This is a genomic window from Richelia sinica FACHB-800 (assembly GCF_014698825.1).
In the GTDB taxonomy this organism is placed as follows: domain Bacteria; phylum Cyanobacteriota; class Cyanobacteriia; order Cyanobacteriales; family Nostocaceae; genus FACHB-800.
In genome coordinates this window covers 26869-46694 of record NZ_JACJTT010000042.1, presented here as the reverse complement: position 1 = coordinate 46694, position 19826 = coordinate 26869, and the positions used below count along the sequence as shown (strand labels likewise).

Annotated in this window: 17 protein-coding genes, 1 tRNA gene and 1 pseudogene; 10 read left to right on the top strand and 9 right to left on the bottom strand. The window is 40.4% G+C overall.

The window, feature by feature from the left end:
• A pseudogene (locus H6G73_RS20965) lies at positions 1-383 on the top strand (hypothetical protein); the annotation flags it as partial.
• A gap of 256 nt (positions 384-639) precedes the next feature.
• Here H6G73_RS20965 and H6G73_RS20960 read toward each other — a convergent pair.
• A complete protein-coding gene (locus H6G73_RS20960; protein WP_190607986.1) occupies positions 640-1602 on the bottom strand; it encodes a protochlorophyllide reductase in 963 nt (320 codons plus the stop codon).
• Positions 1603-1617: 15 nt separating this feature from the next.
• Entirely contained in the window at positions 1618-1779 is a 162-nt protein-coding gene (locus tag H6G73_RS20955) for a hypothetical protein (protein WP_190607984.1), read from the bottom strand.
• A gap of 115 nt (positions 1780-1894) precedes the next feature.
• Here H6G73_RS20955 and H6G73_RS20950 point away from each other — a divergent pair, with 115 nt between their 5' ends.
• Together H6G73_RS20950 and H6G73_RS20945 are read left to right on the top strand one after the other, a co-directional pair.
• Positions 1895-2299 carry an NIL domain-containing protein gene (locus tag H6G73_RS20950; protein WP_190607982.1) on the top strand — a complete coding sequence of 135 codons (405 nt, stop codon included), beginning with the start codon at positions 1895-1897 and terminating at the stop codon, positions 2297-2299.
• Positions 2300-2717: 418 nt separating this feature from the next.
• The gene (locus H6G73_RS20945; RefSeq protein WP_190607980.1) at positions 2718-3287 is read left to right on the top strand and encodes a pentapeptide repeat-containing protein; all 570 of its coding nucleotides are present in this window, start codon (positions 2718-2720) and stop codon (positions 3285-3287) included.
• 180 nt (positions 3288-3467) lie between these two features.
• On the opposite strand, the gene H6G73_RS20940 is transcribed toward H6G73_RS20945, so the two are convergent.
• On the bottom strand, positions 3468-4157 hold the full coding sequence (locus H6G73_RS20940) for a class I SAM-dependent methyltransferase (RefSeq protein ID WP_256443814.1): 690 nt from the start codon (positions 4155-4157) through the stop codon (positions 3468-3470).
• A gap of 352 nt (positions 4158-4509) precedes the next feature.
• On the opposite strand from H6G73_RS20940, the gene H6G73_RS20935 reads away from it, so the two are divergent.
• A complete protein-coding gene (locus H6G73_RS20935) occupies positions 4510-6003 on the top strand; it encodes a hydroxysqualene dehydroxylase (protein WP_190607979.1) in 1494 nt (497 codons plus the stop codon).
• Between the two features lie 67 nt (positions 6004-6070).
• Positions 6071-6508, top strand: coding sequence for a thermonuclease family protein (locus H6G73_RS20930; protein ID WP_190607977.1), 438 nt, complete (start codon positions 6071-6073; stop codon positions 6506-6508).
• Positions 6509-6563: 55 nt separating this feature from the next.
• On the opposite strand, the gene H6G73_RS20925 is transcribed toward H6G73_RS20930, so the two are convergent.
• The 3 genes from H6G73_RS20925 to infC form a co-directional block, all read right to left on the bottom strand.
• On the bottom strand, positions 6564-6974 hold the full coding sequence (locus H6G73_RS20925) for a hypothetical protein (protein WP_190607976.1): 411 nt from the start codon (positions 6972-6974) through the stop codon (positions 6564-6566).
• 114 nt (positions 6975-7088) lie between these two features.
• Positions 7089-10160 carry an MFS transporter gene (locus H6G73_RS20920; protein WP_190607974.1) on the bottom strand — a complete coding sequence of 1024 codons (3072 nt, stop codon included), beginning with the start codon at positions 10158-10160 and terminating at the stop codon, positions 7089-7091.
• 356 nt (positions 10161-10516) lie between these two features.
• Positions 10517-11050: a translation initiation factor IF-3 gene (gene infC, locus H6G73_RS20915; protein ID WP_015209542.1), complete on the bottom strand. Its 534-nt coding sequence runs from the start codon at positions 11048-11050 to the stop codon at positions 10517-10519.
• Positions 11051-11449: 399 nt separating this feature from the next.
• On the opposite strand from infC, the gene H6G73_RS20910 reads away from it, so the two are divergent.
• On the top strand, positions 11450-12358 hold the full coding sequence (locus H6G73_RS20910; RefSeq protein WP_190607972.1) for an alpha/beta fold hydrolase: 909 nt from the start codon (positions 11450-11452) through the stop codon (positions 12356-12358).
• A 131-nt stretch (positions 12359-12489) separates the two neighbouring features.
• Here the strand turns inward: H6G73_RS20910 and H6G73_RS20905 are convergent, their stop codons facing one another.
• A complete protein-coding gene (locus H6G73_RS20905) occupies positions 12490-12852 on the bottom strand; it encodes a phospholipid-binding protein (protein WP_190607971.1) in 363 nt (120 codons plus the stop codon).
• Between the two features lie 264 nt (positions 12853-13116).
• Here H6G73_RS20905 and ilvN point away from each other — a divergent pair, with 264 nt between their 5' ends.
• Positions 13117-13638: an acetolactate synthase small subunit gene (gene ilvN, locus H6G73_RS20900; protein ID WP_190607969.1), complete on the top strand. Its 522-nt coding sequence runs from the start codon at positions 13117-13119 to the stop codon at positions 13636-13638.
• Between the two features lie 282 nt (positions 13639-13920).
• Here the strand turns inward: ilvN and nagZ are convergent, their stop codons facing one another.
• Both nagZ and H6G73_RS24915 read right to left on the bottom strand, forming a co-directional pair.
• Entirely contained in the window at positions 13921-15012 is a 1092-nt protein-coding gene (gene nagZ, locus H6G73_RS20895; RefSeq protein WP_190607967.1) for a beta-N-acetylhexosaminidase, read from the bottom strand.
• Between the two features lie 76 nt (positions 15013-15088).
• On the bottom strand, positions 15089-16207 hold the full coding sequence (locus tag H6G73_RS24915; RefSeq protein ID WP_190607965.1) for a septal ring lytic transglycosylase RlpA family protein: 1119 nt from the start codon (positions 16205-16207) through the stop codon (positions 15089-15091).
• A 668-nt stretch (positions 16208-16875) separates the two neighbouring features.
• Here H6G73_RS24915 and pds point away from each other — a divergent pair.
• From pds to H6G73_RS20875, 3 genes are all read left to right on the top strand, one after another.
• Complete coding sequence (gene pds, locus H6G73_RS20885; RefSeq protein ID WP_190607963.1) at positions 16876-18336, top strand: 15-cis-phytoene desaturase; 1461 nt, start codon at positions 16876-16878, stop codon at positions 18334-18336.
• Positions 18320-19252: a 15-cis-phytoene synthase CrtB gene (gene crtB, locus H6G73_RS20880; protein ID WP_190607961.1), complete on the top strand. Its 933-nt coding sequence runs from the start codon at positions 18320-18322 to the stop codon at positions 19250-19252. The genes pds and crtB overlap by 17 nt, the downstream gene beginning before the upstream one ends.
• A gap of 105 nt (positions 19253-19357) precedes the next feature.
• Positions 19358-19449: transfer RNA gene (locus H6G73_RS20875), tRNA-Ser, on the top strand.
• Positions 19450-19826 lie beyond the last annotated feature (377 nt).

Sequence of the window (19826 nt, the reverse complement as noted above, 5' to 3'; positions counted from 1 at the left end):
TGGGATTTGGTTTAGAAAACCTGAAATTAACCGGTTATAGCCATATTAACGGTACAGGCAATAACAAAAATAACGTCATCACTGGTAACAGTGGCAATAATATTCTCTATGGTGGAAATGGTCATGATACTCTCACTGGTGGACTAGGCGCTGATAAATTTGTATTCCATAATATCTGGGAGGGTGTTGATATCATCAAAGACTTTCAGTGGAATCAAGGTGACAAAATACAAATTGACCAAATTGGATTTGGTGCTACCTCATTAAATCAGTTCAGCTATAACAACTTAAACGGTGATTTGTTCTTCTTGGGTACTAAATTTGTCACCCTAGAAAATAAACCAGTAGACTTTTTAGTTACCTCGGATATTCAATTTGTTTGATTTAACGACATACAGCATGTGACAGGTAACAGATTTGCCGTGAGTTTCGACTAAATGGTAGTTGAGTAGTTGTAGTTAATGTCCTACCTGCCTTGTCTACAGCTATATCAATCAGTGTGTTAAGGAAGCACCCTACTATTCAATAATAAGGATGTGTCACAATATCGCGACACATCCTCAAAAGAGACTTTTTGCTATTTTTCACTATCCACCTGTACCAGCGTGGAGTGGTTAATGCAGGAAATTTTCTTGACGACTACGCTATTCCTACCAACTTAGCACTGAGATTCCACATCTTTTCTCCTTTCGAGTCATCACTGGCTTGAGGAGAAACTTGTTGTACAAAAGATTTGCGGTCTTTCTTTTGACGATTTCCCCAACTCCAATAAACGCCAGATTTGCGATATTCGGGGTCTGCAACCACTGCTGCAACTCTTTCTCCAGATAATTCTTCGGTGACAAAACCACCAGTAATATACTTCTGGAACACTGGGAAGAGTTTTTGGAACAGGGGATAGTGGTTACGGAATAAAGCTGTTGTGGCTACACATCCAGGATAAAGAGAGGTAAAGATAATACCTGTGGACTCATGATAGCGTCGATGTAACTCACGCATGGTCAACACGTTACAAACTTTACTATCTTTGTAAGCTTTGACTGGTTCAAATTTCTTCCCATCTATCATAGTGATAGGATATTTAAATCCTTGCTCAAAGCCTTGCAAATCACCTAAATCAGGACGGGGTGGGATTTTTCCTCCCAATTCTTTGGGGTTATGGGTGACGGTTCCTAAGATGACTAAGCGTCGATCTGGAGCAGTAGATTTCTTCAGATCCTCCAACATGAGATTGCACAGCAGAAAATGGCCAAGATGATTGGTAGCAACGCTCAATTCGTAACCTTCTGGGCTTCGCAATGGTTCTTTAATTAGTGGCATATAAATAGCCGCATTACAAACCAAGGCATCCAAAGGCCTACCTAAGGCTCTAAAGTTGGTGACGAAATTCCGTACACTTTCCAGGGAGCCTAAGTCGATATGCAGGAGGGTGTAGTTTTCCTTGGGAATTCCTACCTCTTGAGCAGCTGTTTCTGCTTTTGCTAAATCACGACAGGCCATAACTACATGCCAGTTTCTTTTAGCAAGGGCTTTAGCGGCATACAAACCTACCCCCGAAGAGGCACCTGTGATTACAACTGTTAGCTTCCGATCCGCTTCCATTTTATTTAAACTCTGTTAATCACCATTTACTAATCTCCAGGATTTTACACCACCCCTGTCACTATTCGTGACGTTTCTATACACATTGCTAGCAAAAAGTAAAGATTGGTAAAGATTAATAAACTTAATCAATGGTAAGCGATCGCTCTTATTGATGACACAGGATTTTTCAACCACTCAAAATCCTCTATTCTCCCTTGGGTTTAATGATTCCCACTCTCCAATCCCCAAGCCAAAATGGTATAAGTGGCTAAGACTGTGACCTCATGTCAAACCCTACCTGTCCTCAGCTGTGAAGAAACGAATTACCCTCACTTTTCCCAAGCGTGCCATTCAAATGCCTGTCACCTATCGACTGGCTAAGGATTTTAACGTAGCGGCTAATATTATTCGCGCTCAAGTTGCACCTAATCAAATTGGCAAGTTAGTTGTGGAACTCTCTGGGGATATTGATCAACTAGATGCAGCTATCGATTGGATGCGATCGCAAAATATCCATGTTTCCCATAGCTTAGGGGAAATAGTCATTGATGAAGATATCTGCGTTCACTGCGGTTTGTGTACTGGAGTATGTCCCACAGAAGCCCTTTCCCTACATCCAGAGTCCGCTAAACTCACATTCACGCGATCGCGTTGTATCGTTTGTGAGCAATGTATTCCCACCTGTCCGGTCCAAGCAATTTCTACCAACTTATAAAACTTTCTATTTGAGAAAAATTCAGGACAATTCACCTCATATAATTTAGCTGATCACACCTTTTAATTTCGCTATAATATAGATAAATAAATCCCTAAAATATATTAAACAACCTCCAATTTATACACAGTTACTGAGGAAGCATTTAAACTTTATTATTACTTTTTTACCAATAGTTAGCATCTTTTAATAACAGTATAATATTTTATTATTCATACTCAATATTGGCAACTTAATTGAAAAATATAACCTTTAATATTAGTTTTTTGTTAAAAGGAATACCTGCTAATATTATCCAATAATTATGTGAGTGTTGACAACTTCATCCTTAGCAGCAACCACCTATTTCAGACAAATCAACATCAAACAAAATTGTCAAACCCTAAACCCATAGTCAATACATGAGAATTAAGCAGCTATGAATGTTCAAGAACTCTTAGTGAGATACAGCAAAGGAGAAAGAAGCTTTACGGGAATTGCTTTACCAGAAGCAAATCTACAAGGAGCAAATTTAGGTGGAGTAGATTTTGGTAGGGCCGACCTCAGAGGTGCTAACTTGACATCAGCATCCTTAAGTGGCGCTAATTTCAGTAAAGCCAATTTGCGTGGTGCAAAACTGGAAGGAGCAAACTTATCAGAAGTCATTTTTAGTGGTGCGGACTTAACCCAGGCGAAATTAGCAACCGCTAATTTGAACGAATCAGACTTAAGTGGTGCATCCTTAAGTGGTGCAGATTTAGGTGATGCAATTCTCCATATGGCATCAATTTCTGCTGCTAATTTGCAAGGGGCAAATTTAAGTGGTGCCAAAATGGGTGGAGTACGGATGTGGAAGGCAAATTTACAAGGTGCTGACTTAAGTGGTGCAGATTTGAGTGAAGCAAATTTGAGCGAAGTTAATCTAACAGGTGCAAATTTGGACGACACAGACATGAGCGAGGCATTTTTGACGGGGGCAATTATGCCAGATGGAACTGTCCACAGTTAACTTAACGCTGAGAAATCCTTATGTAAAATTTGTAGTTTCAAAGCAAACCGCACTATTAATATTTAAACAGGATTTTGGGTTAAGCAAAAGCTTAACCCAACACAGTATTTCTATTTTGGGATGTCCGAGAATTGCAGTGTATGGAATGGGAAAACCTGTTGTATTTTCCTCAGCATTAAATTATGCCAAAGGTGTACTGTAGGCACTAAAACCATAAGCTAAGTTTTCCTTTTGAGCCTGTGATGGTTTCAAACTGCGGTTAAATGACTTAGCAAAGGGTACAGGAATACCCTTGATTGTTTCTGGCAGAATAGCGTATTCAGCAGTTGGTTCAACTACATATTCTGGACATTTATTTTTCATCCCTGCATCGTTTAATATCTCTGTAATTTCCGCTGCTGAATATTGCTTAAGATATACAGGATTTCTACTCACAGGATTGAGTCTTCTAATAAAGTTATGGATCTGATGAGAAGGACAAGCTTTATTGTGGAAAGAATGATTAAAAACAAACATTCCCCCTGGCTTGATTATACGGGCTATTTCTGCCATTAAATTTCTCAATTGTTGGTCAGGAATGTGCATAAATACACAGTTAGAAATGACCAAATCAATAGAATTATCTGCTAACGGTAAAATCTCCGCAGAAGTACAAATCAAGTTAAATTCTGCACCTGGGAAAAAATCATATTCTTGCTTAAATTTAATCAAACGTCTTAATAAAGGTTCAGAAATATCAATACCATAATATTTTTTACACTGGAGATTTTTCGCTTTAGAAAGATGTAAAGAGGCACGATCATGGCCACAACCCAGTTCTAAAATTGTCTCCACAGTTTTATTGTGAGGAAATTTATTCCAAGTTCCCACTGGCTTACCAGTTAATATTGTGTCATCTTGCTTAATAGCAGAAGTTTTATCTATACTTTTAATTTTTTGGGAGCCATAGTAAGTTTAAGTTATTATGGGTTATACATGTTATTCAGCATTGACTGCAAGAGCTTTTACGTAACTTCATCAACATCAGAGTTAAAAATTCAAAATTCCCAATTCATAACTTACTCCTCCATCTAGAAAAACCCAAAAAAATATGAATACAACAAGACTTTGGGGGCTTCTCAACTCGATGACTGGGAATAAAACTACAAGGGTCTACTTAAGTAGCTTTGGCAACAATTATTCGGATACAGTAATTTAAAGATGGCAATCAAGAGAAAATAAAATGTCAACAGAGTTACAAAAACCACGGGTAGTCGTTGTCGGTGCGGGATGGGCTGGTTTAGGTGCTACCTACCAATTAGTAAAACAAGGTTATGATGTAACTCTTCTAGAAGCAGGGCCTTATCCTGGTGGACTGGTGGCAGGTTGGCAAACCGCATCTGGTAAATCTGTAGAAGCCGGTATACATGGATTCTGGTATCCTTACAGAAATATTTTTGCTCTCATTAATGAATTAGATATTAATCCCTTTACTACCTGGACTCGTTCTGCCCAATACTCTCCCGCTGGCTTGGAAGTTGAATCACCAATTTTTCAAGATTTACCTCAACTACCGACACCTTTAGGCACTTTTGTTTATACTAAATTCCAAAGATTACCATTAATTGACCGACTCAGCGCCTTACCTTTATTGTATGCAGTAGTTGATTTTGATAATTCTGAGGCAGTTTGGCACAAGTATGACTTGATGACTGCCCGTGAATTATTTAGAAATTATGGGGCTTCCACACGCCTATATAAAGATGCCTTTGAACCAATGTTGTTAGTTGGTTTATTTGCACCTGGTGAACAATGTTCAGCTGCGGCTACTTTGGGAATGCTGTACTATTTCATTTTGGCTCATCAACCAGATTTTGATGTGGTTTGGTGTCGGGGAACTGTCGGTGAAAAAATCTTTCGTCCTTGGGTAAAAAAGATAGAAAAACTAGGGGGAACAATTTTACCTAAACATCGAGTTACTGATGTGATAGTTGATGGTGGTGACAAAGTGACAGGTGTAGTTTGCGGTGATCAAGTTTTCGCTGCTGACGCGGTGGTTTTTGCCGTGGGTGTCACGGGAATGAAGAAAATTGTTGCTAGTAGCCCCAGTTTACAAAGTCGCGCAGAATTTAGAAATTTACACAATTTAGGGGCAGTGGATGTTTTAGCGACGCGGCTATGGTTTGACAGAAAAATTGATATTCCTCGTCCTTCTAATGCTTGTTTTGGTTTTGATGCTACTACAGGTTGGACATTTTTTGATTTGAATGCTTTACATGATGAGTATAAACATCAAGAAGAAACGGTTGTCGAAGTCGATTTCTACCATGCTAATCAATTTATGCACTTAGATGATGAGGAAATTATCAAAATTGTCCACAATTATTTAGCAACTTGTGTACCAGGATTTAGACAAGGAAAAGTAATTGATAGGAGTGTGGTTAGATTAGGAAATGCAGTCACCCATTTTGCCCCTGGTAGTTATCGTTATATGTTGCCAGCCAAAACCAGTTTAACTAATGTATTTATGAGTGGAGATTGGATTATTAATAGACATGGTTCTTGGTCACAAGAAAAGGCTTATGTGACTGGTTTAGAAGCTGCGAACCTAGTGATGGCATATTTAGGAAAAGATGAAAAAGCCAATATCCTCAGTATTGCTGAGGATGAACCACATATTCAATTTGCTAGAAATATTAATCAAGTATGGCGAAATGTAAATAAATTCTGTGGTTAAGTATTTTTGTTGAATCTACCCATGAATAATGCAAAAATTATCTGATGTTTTCAACTTTTAAACAGTGATGGAATTAGTAAATTTTGTTTTAATTTTGGCAACTATCGTTGGTGTGATAGATAAGGACACAATTCGCGTGACCAATGATGAAGGACAAACAGCCGTAGTTAGTTTAGCTTGTATTAATATTCCAGAGACAGTGCCAAAAGCTGACCGTGTAGCTGCAACCGCAAGAGTTAAGGAATTATTACCATCTGGTACTCCCATTGTCATTAGAACCAGGGGAATAACTGATCAGAAGCAGAAGCTTCCTGTTGGTGAAATTTTTGTTGATAATCGCTCAGTTAATTTGCGTTTGGTCGAAGAAGGTCAGGCGGTTGTTGATGCAGTTTATCTAGATGATTGTGATGAAAATAAAACTCAATTGTTGATAGCAGAAGCTAACGCGAAAAATAAGCGATTAGGTTTGTGGAAATATTTAAATCCACGTAATTCAAAAAATTAGCAATTCCCACAATTTACCTGAGTAATTAATCGTCTCTCATTGAGAATAAATGAAATTAATAAGTCTGATTCCGTCCAAAGGACACAGGCCAATAACTTGGTTTGTCATCGTACTTAGGGTAACGGAGAATATTAAAGGATACCCACCATTCAGACATTTCATCTTCAGGGAAGTGAAATATAAGTTTAACTTCTTTACCTTCTGGCATCATGAAGACGGTGTACAATTCGTACTTTCGACCAACGCCAGGTCGATTTCGGTCAACCCAAATATCGATGTAATCGAGTGATTCAACAACAAGACGATCTAATTTGCTAATGATATCTTCTGCTAGCTTAAGGATATTTTCAGTGGGAGGATTATCTTGATCACCAAGCACAAAACCAATTTCGTTAGTTATGTTGATAAACCAATCCCCACTATCATCTTGACGGATATCTTCTAGTTTAAGCATGGGTGAACACAAGAAACAAAAATAACGATTTGAAAAGATGATGCTGGCGAGTTAAGCTGAAAAGTGTGATGGTTTATATGTTATCAGTTTTTAATTTTTAATTGGGATCAGTTGATCAATCATCTGTCACCTGTCTAAGGAATAAGCTTTATCGATATCATTGGTAAAACTTATTGATGGATGAGGAAATTTTTTCATCAACTCTTTAACTTGTGCTGCCACTAGGGGGTGTGGGTCTTTTTGTAAATTGGGAAGAATTTCTTGGAGAACACTCTGAGAAACAGCGCTGAGGTAGGAGATTGTAGCTTCTCTCACAAAGCCTGTGGGATGACGTAAACTGACTAAAATTTCGGCGGAGTTGAGAGGAATGTGGGCTGCTTGGGCAAAATGGAAACAGCAGGCCAAGCACCAATCTGAGAGTAGATTACCCAGCATAATCAGTTGTCCGAGCCGATCGCTGATAGAATTACGTTCAGTGCGATCGCTCACAATCATCTCCTCTTCTTCAATAATTCCTGCTTCTACTAAATACTTGAGTTTTTCGGCTTCTGACCTTCTATCCAAAATATTCAGCAACAGTGGCTTACAGGATAAATTGATGGTGTGGTCTAATATTTCTAATCCTCTGGCAAAGGAAACTACAGATTGAGAACGGAGATTCATTGCTGCTGCTTGAATTCTAGACTGTGGGTAGAGTAGTTTGAGCAGAAGAAGCAAGCGATTTTTAACATCTATTTCCAGTTCTAATAATGCCTGGAGAAGTAAATGTGTAATGGTGAGTAGTCGTTCACTTTGATGATATTGGCGATAATCGAGTTTTTGAAAGTCTATATAAGCAGCGTAAATTTCCCCTAAGAATTTTAATTCTTGTTCAATCAACAATTCGACTTTATTTTCATAAAATCTGTCTACAATTTTGGTCGCTTCTGAGGGTTGGTTGATCTTCAGTAAGCTGCGGAGAATATTATCTCTACCGCTACCCCAGGACGTTTCCAGATGTGACCATAAACTTTCTCTAGCTTCCACTGTGCCGATTTGGGCAATAGTACGCCAGGCATACATCCGCACTATTTCTGGCTTGTAAATATTAGTAGCTAGTTGTAACAATAATTGAAGTCCATCATTTTCCAACTTGACCAGACAGCGCATAGCTGTAGGCCTGGTGGACTTATAGTTTAGTGCTGCTAATAAAGCAGAATAATATTCTTCTAACCGAGTAGCCGCAATCATTTCTAGCACTGTGCAGCGTACCCGCAGAGATTTATCCTGTAATAAATTGGGAATGTGACGACGTAACTCTTGTAAATAGGCTGCTTCTCGTAACGCTTTGACAGCATTGATGCGTTCCCTTTCATCTCGGTGCATCAACATTAAATTCATGGTTTTAGTAGCTGCTACTCTTTGTAAGGGTGTTCCTTGACGCAACAATAAAGCCGCAGCGGTAGCCCTGACAAGAGGATGGTGTTGAATATGTAAATATGCTTCCAGACGGACTAAATCAGGATTGGCATCTGCTAACCAAACGTAGCGCAAGGCTAAAGCAAATACTTCTGGGTCGATTTTGCCTGGTGGCTGTTCTAATATTAATCTTACGTCTGGCACATATAAGGGATTAGCACCACTTAACAACATGATTTCCAGGCTGTGACACTGTAAATCTGTTGGTAACTTGATGAGTAGGGGAGCTAAGATTTGGGCAGCCCCTTGAGGATCTATTTGGGCTAAAAGTTCTAAACAAGAACGTTTATCTGCTTCGCTACCTTTTTCTGCTAAGGCTTTAACTACACCCTGTTTGAATACCCGCAGACCGACATTAGCAGCACTAAGTTCTCCCCGTTCTGCACTTAATACTAACAGGTCTACATAGCGCGATCGCAATTGCCAAACTACTTTTAAACAAGTGGCAGCTACAATCACTGTCTCTGCTAGAAACACCCATTTTTGCATGGGTGGGGGCAGAAATTTGCCAGAAACAATCAAGGTAATAAAAATAAGTAATCCTGTAAACCCAGAAGCGATAGCATCAGCTGTTCCGCCTGATAGGGTCTGCATCCAACTGCGAATTCGCTCAGGAATGGGCTGATAAAGGGCAGGGCCGCTACTAATTACAAATGTATAGCGTAGGAGTTCATCACAAAATTTCAGCCCGATTAAACCCCAAAAAAAGCTTCTCTCTTGAAAACCGGGGATAAAATGGGACAGGGCGATCGCTCCAGGTACAATAAAGCCAACGGTAATAGGTAGCAATCCCGCTGTAAAAAATACCCCCACCCTTTCAATCAAACGACTGGAAATAAACCACTGAGTCAATAATTCACATAACCCCACAATTCCACCAAACAAACCCAAAAACCCAGCTAAGTCTTGATTGCCTAAATTAGAATTCAGTTCTCGCAAATACTGGAAGTCTATTAATAAGCCAATGACTTGCAGCATGGCCACAAAGGCAAATAACTGAAAAGCATAACGCTTTAACGGTGTTTGTAAGCGGCGATGACGAGAAGATTGGTCGTCTCCACTGAGTCTTTGGGGGGTATCAGGAAAAGCCTTGCGATAGTTATAGGTTAAATAAAATAAAATTGCTGAACCGAAGATAATGACAATACAGGAAACCAGCAGCACCTTATCCAGTTTGGCAAATTGCACCAGCCAAGACAAACTAAAGCCACTAATTACATCTGCCACTAACAAACCACTACTAACCAGTGGGTAAGTACGCTTAATTTCCCGAATATTGAACAGCTGATTGGCAACAATCGAAGTGTTGATGTCATTCACTACATAAAAAGCATCAACCCACAGCCGCAGCAGAAAGACGACAATAAAAGTCAGGTAGGGAATATGTACTCCCCCACGCAATAATACCAATAAGAATAAAGGAGTGGCCATGCAGGGTGCAATCGCTACAATCACCCAACGCAATGGAAAAATTTTCTGTAACCACGAATATAGAACAACTAAACCCGTACCAATTCCCGCACTAGCAATGTAAATCCATGGTAACTGTCCAGCACCGTATTCATCCAAAAACATCGCTACGGTACTATCTTCTGCCCACCGCAATCCCACAGATACAGTAGTATAGAAACCAAACATCATCCAAGTGCGCTCAACTTCCTCCGGTCGGAGATTTACCCACTGAAGCAGTTGTTTAATAGCACCTCTATTGGCAGTAAACCAGTGATTCTTTAGTTCCATGTAGTTTTACTTTCTGGGGTAATCACAGTGCAATGGGCAAGTAGCACCAGTCACAGTTGCTCAATAGCAAAAATCCTGAACAACTGAGTATTATCTTTCCCACTCAGGTGTCAGGACTATCGTTTTTAGATAAATTTACACTAATTTCACAGTGATGACCGCCAGAACTATGAAAAAAGTACACACCCTTAGAGTTACTTAACAAAAGGTATACCTATTTCATCAATCACGCACTCATCCTTATTGTCATAGACAAGTTTGGTGAACTATTAGACTTGCATATTCCCGAACAGTAAAATTTTAATGGGGTGGACTCCATAGCCCACCCTCACTATCCAACCTAAAAGTACATCAGCTTACTTCTTTGGTGACAGTAGCATCATCATATTTCTGCCTTCCTTCTTCGGCGCTTGCTGCACTTCACCAAATGGTTCTAGGTCAGTTGCCATTCGTTTTAGCAAGTCCTCAGCTAAATCGCTGTGTTGAATTTCTCGACCTCGGAACATTACAGTCGCTTTGACTTTATCACCATCTTTCAAAAAGCGTTCTGCTTGCTTCACACGGACATTATAATCGTGCTCTTCAATTTTGTAGCGCATCTTCACTTCTTTCACATCAGCCGTGTGCTGCTTCTTCCTGGCTTCCCGCGCTTTCTTCTCCTGCTCAAACTTGTATTTCCCATAGTCCATAATCCGGCATACCGGAGGGTCAGCTTTGTCACTGAGTAGCACCAGGTCTAGTTCCTTTTCCTCAGCCAGTTGTAATGCTTCTTGTGGAGGCATAATTCCCAACTGAGCACCATCAGTGTCAATCACCCGAATTTTCGGGAAGCGAATACGTTCGTTAATTTGGGGCAGATCGCGAGTTCTTTTCTTCTCAATCACAGGCATTATGATTAGTGGGAGCTTCTTTAGTTAATATTTGGGCTTGGTCTTGATTTATGTGTTTTGGGTTAGTATGCCAATCAAGGCAAAATATCCAGGTCACTGAACAATCAACAAAAGGTTTGCATTTCTAGGGTAGCTAATCCATAAAGTATTTGTCTGCAATGTTGTATTTGTCATTCTACTCACTTTGAGATAATTTCCCTAAAATAGTTAATCTAAATTACATATCAGGGGGAAATATTAAGTATTGTGACAATTATCAGTCAATACATTTACAGTTCAACTCACGCCTAAGTCCTTCCTAGAATAGCAAGATTTCACTAGGAATAGCAGCCGTAAAACGAAATGTAACATATTCAATTACATAAACATTCCTAACTAGATCATCAATAGGAGGCAAAGGTGACAACTGCGGTAAATTGGCAGCAGCGCGTTGGTAATCAAAGAGACTGGGTGTGGCGTGGCTGGCAAATTCGTTACACCTACATCCGTCCTTATGCACATCACCAGTCAGCAACCCCTTTAATTTTGCTCCATGGCTTTGGTGCTTCCATTGGTCATTGGCGACATAATTTAGAAGTATTAGGTGAAACTCATACAGTCTACGCATTAGATATGCTTGGTTTCGGTGCTTCTGAAAAAGCTGTCGCTAATTACAGTGTAGAACTATGGGTAGAACAGGTCTACGAATTTTGGCAAACATTTATCCGCCAGCCAGTGATATTGGTAGGTAATTCTAACGGTTCCCTCATTTCTTTAGTTGCCGCTGCTACCCATCCAGATATGGTTAAGGGAATAGTGATGATGAGTTTACCAGATCCCTCCATCGAGCAAGAAGCTATCCCGGTTTTTTTACAGCCATTGGTGACAGCAATTAAAAGAGTAGTGGCTTCAGGAGTAATTTTAAAACCCATCTTTTATTTTGTTCGTAAGCCCAGTGTATTGAGACGTTGGGCAGCTTTAGCCTACGCTAACCCAGAAGCAATTACAGATGAACTCATTGATATTTTAGCTGGGCCTCCCCAAGACCGAGGTTCTGCCCGTGCTTTTAGTGCCCTTTTTAAAGCGACCATCGGCATGAACTTTAGCCCCAGTGTCAAGAAAATTTTGCCAAATTTAACAATTCCCATGCTGTTAATATGGGGGCAAAAAGACCGATTTGTTCCCCCTGCACTCGCTAGCCAATTTGCCCAGTACAACGAAAAATTGGAATTACTTTATTTACAGGATGTTGGTCACTGTCCCCATGACGAAGCACCAGAACAAGTTAACGAGGTGATTTTAGATTGGATTCAAAGGTGTGTGTTTTAGAAGGGAACAGGTGATAGGTGACAGGTAACAGGTAACAGGGGACAGGTGACAGAGATTTCTGTTGTCAATAACTATGGGCAATTTTATTGTGCTTCGGTAATTAAAACATGTTTCTGTAGCTTTTTGGTTTTTCACTCAATACTCACCTGTGTGGTGTCTACAGCATTAGTGCCGTTGACAGAACGGGCCACATTAACCATTTTCTTGAGAATATCTTGATTAGGAACCTTTCCTTTTAAGACTACGGTGCTGCCTGTTTGCGCTACCCACAAGGTATTAATATCATCTATTTGTGAGTCCTGGTCGAATGCTAAAGCTACTCGTTTAGCTAAACCACTTTCGTCATATTCGCCATTGAGTCCTAACCGTTCTGGGAGAATGGTCTGGGTAGCAGTGGCTGTGCTGCTAGTAGCTTGTGGTAAAGACTGCGGTTGTGGGTTTACTTGAGCGTTTTCAGATTTTTCTAAGCCAAATAATCTCTTTAACCAACCCATAACAATTTGCTCTGAATTGAATTTGTAGTTGTATCCACAACTATATAAATGGAATCAATTAGCCACCTCTACCACCGAAAATAGATTACTGAAAAAAACCTGTGGCTGAAGATATAGTTTGCAAATAAATTTTCTGGACTCACCATGCAACCATTAAGTTTAAAATAGAAATTCACACGGTCAATACAGTGTAGTAATATTTTTAACGCCGCCGTAAGTATCGGTTGGTGTTATCGCTTCCTCCCTTAGTTTCTGTTGGCGAAAATGAAACATACCCTGTCAGTGCTTGTTGAAGATGAAGCGGGGGTTCTATCCCGCATTGCTAGTTTATTTGCTCGTCGTGGCTTTAATATTGAAAGCCTTGCTGTTGGCCCAGCTGAACAGGGAGGAGTTTCCCGCATTACAATGGTAGTACCTGGCGACGATCGCGTGATTGAACAGCTCACCAAGCAGCTATATAAGTTAGTCAATGTGCTGAAGGTACAAGATATTACGGAAACTCCTTGTGTAGAGAGAGAGTTAATGCTGTTGAAGGTGAATGCAACCAGCAGCAATCGCGCAGAGGTAATTGAATTATCTCAAATTTTCCGGGCCCGCGTGGTGGATGTGGCAGAAGATTCCCTGACTTTAGAAGTTGTGGGTGACCCTGGTAAAATGGTAGCGATCGTTCAAGTCCTACAAAAATTTGGTTTGCGAGAAATTGCTCGAACTGGGAAAATAGCTCTCACCCGCGAATCTGGAGTGAATACTGAATTGTTGAAGTCTTTAGAAGCAAAGGTCTATTAATTAGAACTCCCAAGTTATGAGTTCAGAATAATAGTTGAATTGGGAATAAACTGTGGCAGTATGTGCATAGAGCTATCAATGATGATAGTAAATGTAATTTTTCTGCAATTTCCCTTTTGCTTTCTGAATAATCACCTTATTCACGCTTACGGGTGTTCTCAAAGATTTCTCAATGGGATGGGTGCGTTCATTACGCACCCTTAATATTAAAAAATGACCATTTATAGCATTGTTCTAAGTACAGGACAAAAATCTGTTTGCAACTTCAAAATGACTGCTATGTTAACGATGAAAAGTACAACTAATCGCTAATTGGGCATGATGAACTAATGTTTCTTGTTCTAGCATAGATACAAGATATTGTGGTGTTGATGCAAGTAAATTATCGATTCTTTGTTTTGCTTGTTCTACCACTTGTGCATCTAGACTACCATTCTTCAAGGAACTAACAAAATCATTAGCTATTTGATATGTTCTTTCTAAAGATGAAGAATTGATATTTCGGGAAATAATAAATAAATCACAACCAGCATGAAAAGCACGGGCTATAGTTCCCGGCTGCATAAACATATCTGAAACAGCTTTCATATCTAAATCATCAGAAACAACCACACCAGAAAAATCCAATTCTTTCCGCAAAATTTGATTTAAAATCACTTTGGATAATGTGGCTGGAACTGCGGGGTCAATTCGAGGAAACAAAATATGCGCCGTCATAATTAACGGTATTTGTTCATTAATTAATGTTTGAAAAGGAATTAATTCTCGCTGGTGTAATTGTTCAACATTGCTATTCAAGATCGGTAATTCTAAATGTGAATCTTGTCTAGTATCTCCATGTCCAGGAAAGTGTTTTGCACAACCTAAAATACCTCCTTCCTTTAATCCTTGATAATATTCTCTTACACCTTGACTAGCGGTTTCTGGGGTAGTTCCGAAAGAACGAGGGCCAATAATCGGGTTTTGAGGATAGGAGAAAATATCAGCAACAGGGGCCCAAGAAAGGTTAATGCCTAATGATTTTAATTCTAAGGCTGTTGCTTTTGCGACTGCACGGGCTTGGGATTGTAACAAATAGGCGTGGGGAAAACGAGTAATAGGTAAAGGTGTGCGTACAACCCTTCCCCCTTCATGGTCTAAGGTGGTGAAAATGAATTCGCGTTCGCTATATTGACGAATATCATCAATTAAATTTTTAAAGCTTTCTAACCAAGCTGAATATGGCACACCATCAAGAAAGTTTTTGGCGAAAAAGATGACTCCAATGGGTTTTAATTCACTTAAGGCTCGTTTATCATCATCGCTTAAAGTTGTTCCAGAAATACCAAGAATCAAGTGATTACCAAAACGTTGCAAGTCCTGGGATATTTGCATAAATGTATTACCAACCACAAGAAAGATAGACTGTAATAATACACCTAATGCTTGGAAATTTCTGGTAACGGTAGTTTTAGTTATAGTCTAATACTGGAGTTGGGTTTTTAGTAGTTAAACCTGGTTGTGGAGATGAGGTTGGTTGATTTAAGGTGATTTGCGGGTGACTGGGTTGCAAAACTAAGGCTTCATAGGGTATGACTCCAGTTGTTTCGCTGCCAAGGACACGGGCTGCTGCCATTGATAAATCTAATGATCTAGGGGAAATATAGGGGCCACGGTCATTAACACGCACAATGACAGTTTTACCATTGAGTAAGTTCTTCACTTTTAAATAAGTGTTAAATGGTAGGGAACGATGGGCAACTGTCAGTTCATATTGGTTATAGATTTCACCATTGGCTGTGAGTTTGCCATGAAAACCATCTCCATACCAAGAGGCAAAACCAGTGATTTTGGTAGGGGAAGGCTTGACACCATACATGGCCATTTGGCCTTGTGATAATGTGAGTGGTTGTTGATTAAATGCTAGACGCAAATTGTTGGCCCAGTCAATTGCTAAGAGTTCGTTGTTGATGTTGAGTTGATTAGCTATTTCTGGTTCAATAATCAATAGAGGGCGATCGCCTAACATGATAGCAGGTGAATTACCAACTAAACCTGGCCGCAACTGTCGAGGATCTAATTTTGATACTTGCAGTAGCTGTTGTAAATTTTTGTGAATATTTGTAGCGGTGGTTTCATCAGGTAAACTTGTAAATAACTGATTATTCAGCCATATTTGATAAGTTTGATGTTGACGATGGAAGATCAGGAGTAAAGAACCGTTAGCAGTCGAAGTCGCCACAATGGGAGAATTGATTTGACTCAAGACCCCTTGGAGAGATTGCAAAAATTGTGGCGGACATAATGTTTGTGGTTTAACTTTTGACTGGTTAAAAGTAAGTGGTAGAAGCCCAGCGACTACTTTCAAACTTGGTTGAGCAATGAGCACCTCTGGCAGATTTGCACATAATCCACTCTTATTATCTGTCGTCAATTCTTGAAAAGAATGAAGGGGAGATGGATTCAGTTGCTTTGGTGACAAATAATTGATTTTTTCTAATTGCAAAAATTTTTGCCATTGAGCAATAGGTAAAGTTGTTAGAGTTTGAGGAATTACACCTCCTGAAAGTTGGTTTATATTTGTAGACATGGAAGGATTAAGGATGAAGCTTTCGTTTAAAAACAAAAAGCTACCCATCCAGGATGTAATCCCTATAATTACCTTGGATATCATATCTTGTTTATCTTTTTGGTAGATGCTTACTGTTGCACAGAAGCTAGTAAACTCCAGTTGGGTTAAAAATGGGAGTTAAAAAATGGAAATTTCGCTGGTATTTATGAAATGTTTTTTATCAGATTTAACGGTAAATGCGACTAAAACCGTCAGGGATCATCATATCTTGAATTGAATCACTGCTTTTCACAAATAAAACTTTCAAATCTAGTGATTGCTATTATTCTTATTTCTATTTAATTTTCTTATGAACAAATGGGAAATTGTACAAAAAACTCATATAAATTGTCTAAATGCAAGTGTATATATACGTATTTATAGGCAAACTTTATTAAAGTTTTATAGTTTTGTAGAAATTAAATTTGCCTGTAAAAGCCAGTGACAAATAATACCAATTTAACCCAAGTGTAGAAAAAATTTGAGTTAACAATGAACTCCATTCAGACTGTCTATGATCTGGGAGCAGGAAGGTATTGTCTGCTTTTTCGGGAAGGGATTCGACAATTGCCGCCAAATGTAACGGAATGCAACGTATAATGAGAACGACAAAACGATTAAGAAATATTGAAGAACAGTAGGTTTAAATGCGAGTAGCGAACACGAAGTGCAGCGTAGCTATCGCCGGTGCTGGTCTAGCAGGACTTTCCTGCGCGAAATATCTTGTAGATGCAGGTTATACTCCCATTGTCTTAGAGCGTCGGGATGTATTGGGTGGTTTGGTAGCAGCTTGGAAAGATGCTGACGGCGACTGGTACGAAACTGGTTTGCACGCCTTCTTTGGGGCATACCCCAATATGCTGCAATTACTCAAAGAATTAGGCATTGAAGACCGACTCCAGTGGAAAGAACATACTCTGATTTTTAACCAACCCGATAAGCCAGGAACACTATCACGTTTTGACGTTCCTGATATACCCTCTCCGTTTAATATCATTGCCTCGATTCTCCGCAACAACGATATGTTGACGTGGGAGCAAAAAATTCGCTTTGCCATTGGCTTGTTTCCAGCCATCGTACGTGGTCAAAAGTATGTAGAGGAGATGGACAAGTACAGCTTCGCCGAATGGTTAGAAAGGCAAGGTATTGGTGAGCGGGTAGCCAGTGACGTGTTTATCGCTGCTTCTAAGGCGCTAACCTTTATCAATCCTGATGAAGTTTCCTCGACAATTTTATTAACAGCCCTCAATCGTTTTTTACAAGAACGCTACGGTTCCAAAATTGCCTTTTTGGATGGTTCTCCCACAGAACGTCTATGCCAGCCGATTGTAGATTATATTACCGAGCGCGGTGGACAAGTGAGGCTGAATGCGTCCTTGAAAGAAATTTTGCTCAACCCTGATGGTACAGTGAAAGGGTTCTTATTGCGTGGTGCAAATGGCGAAGCAGATGAAGAAATAACGGCAGACTTTTACGTATCAGCCATGTCGGTTGACCCATTAAAAGTCATGTTGCCAGAACCTTGGAAGCAGATGGAATTTTTCCAAAAGCTAGAAGGTTTAGAAGGTGTACCAGTCATCAACCTACATCTATGGTTTGATCGCAAATTAACAGAGATTGACCATCTATTATTTTCGCGATCGCCTCTCCTCAGCGTTTATGCTGATATGAGTAATACTTGTCGGGAATATGCCAACCCTGACCGCTCCATGCTGGAATTAGTTCTCGCTCCCGCCAAAGATTGGATTAGCAAATCCGATGAGGAAATTGTTGGTGCGACTATGGCCGAGTTAGAAAAACTCTTTCCCGATCACTTTACCGGAGACAACCAGGCAAAACTGCTGAAATTCCAAGTTGTCAAAACGCCGCGTTCAGTTTACACAGCGACCCCTGGTCGTCAACAGTACCGCCCACCCCAAAAAACGCCGATCCCTAACTTCTTCTTAAGTGGAAGTTACACCATGCAACGGTATCTCGGTAGTATGGAGGGAGCCGTACTTTCTGGTAAGCTAACAGCACAGGCGATCTCGGAAGCACTACCGGTAGCAAATTCCTCTAACCTGCAAACGCTAACTCGACCGCCCGCAACGAATGCTGCAACTGCCTGATTCCCCCCCACGCATGAAAACGCTGGTCTCTGTAGACGAGTCCTACAAACTTTGTCGAGAACTCACCGCTAAGTATGCCAAGACTTTTTACCTGGGTACTTTGCTGATGAGTCCGGCAAAGCGTCAATCTGTTTGGGCAATCTATGCTTGGTGTCGCCGTACAGATGAATTAGTTGATGGGCCTGCATCTGCTATCACTACCCCAGAAACCTTAACTCTGTGGGAAAAGCAGCTAGAATCGATTTTCGCAGGCCATCCCTTAGACAATTATGATGTGGCTTTAGTCGATACTATCCAGCGCTTTCCCCTTGATATTCAACCCTTTCGGGATATGATCGCCGGTCAGGAAATGGACTTGTACCGCAGTCGCTATGAAACCTTTGAGGATTTATATCTCTACTGCTACCGAGTCGCTGGCACTGTGGGCTTAATGTCTACAACGATTATGGGTATAGATAAAAGCATCTATACTGCCCCCTGGCATCGGCAACAAGAACCATATCTGCCCACAGAAGAAGCGATCGCTCTAGGAATTGCCAATCAACTGACCAACATTCTTCGGGATGTAGGCGAAGATGCCCGTCGAGGTCGCATCTATATTCCCTTAGAAGATTTGGCAAAATTCAACTACACCGAGCAAGACTTCTTTAAAGGCATAGTAGATGACCGATGGCGTTCCCTCATGCGCTTTGAAATCGAACGCGCCCGCCAATTTTACGCCCAAGCAGACAAGGGAATTAGCTACCTAGCCGCCGATGCTCGTTGGCCTGTATGGTCAGCATCCATGCTATATGAGCAAATTTTAGATGTGATTGAGCGCAATGATTATGATGTGTTCAGTCAGCGTGCTTATGTCAGGCAATTGCAAAAATTACGCACCTTGCCCAAAGCTTGGATGCGATCGCAAGTCCTGTAGGATGATTAGTCAGTAGTCACGGATTCAGTCAACTTTCATCAACAACTGACAAATGACTATTGACTAACTCAAAATTGTTTGCTAACATTATTATCCATGACCTCTGGAGAGGTGGCTGAGTGGTCGAAAGCGGCAGATTGCTAATCTGTTGATGGAATCGTAAGGTCCATCCGAGGGTTCGAATCCCTCCTTCTCCGTTTGATTTACGTCTATTATCTGATGGTGAACAATAGCTTTCACCAATTTTTTCACCACTTTGGTGATTTTAAATTATTTTTACCCATAGACTCAAAAACAGTCCTGAGTGATATAGCAATGGACATAACGGTTAGGACATTAACTAACACTAAAACCGAGACAGCCAAAGGCTTCTAGCACTGTCACCCCGTTCGCGGAGCGTGGCGTTAGCCATAGGGGTGCGCCAGTCGCTCATGGGGGAAACCCCCAAGACCGCGCTGGCTTACCTGTCACCTGTTAACTGTCACCTGCTATAACTGCGGTTTCAATACTGCGCCGTAGTTAATCATTCTCGTCAGAGTAGACCCAAGGATGGGAAGAAGAACGCAGAAATTAG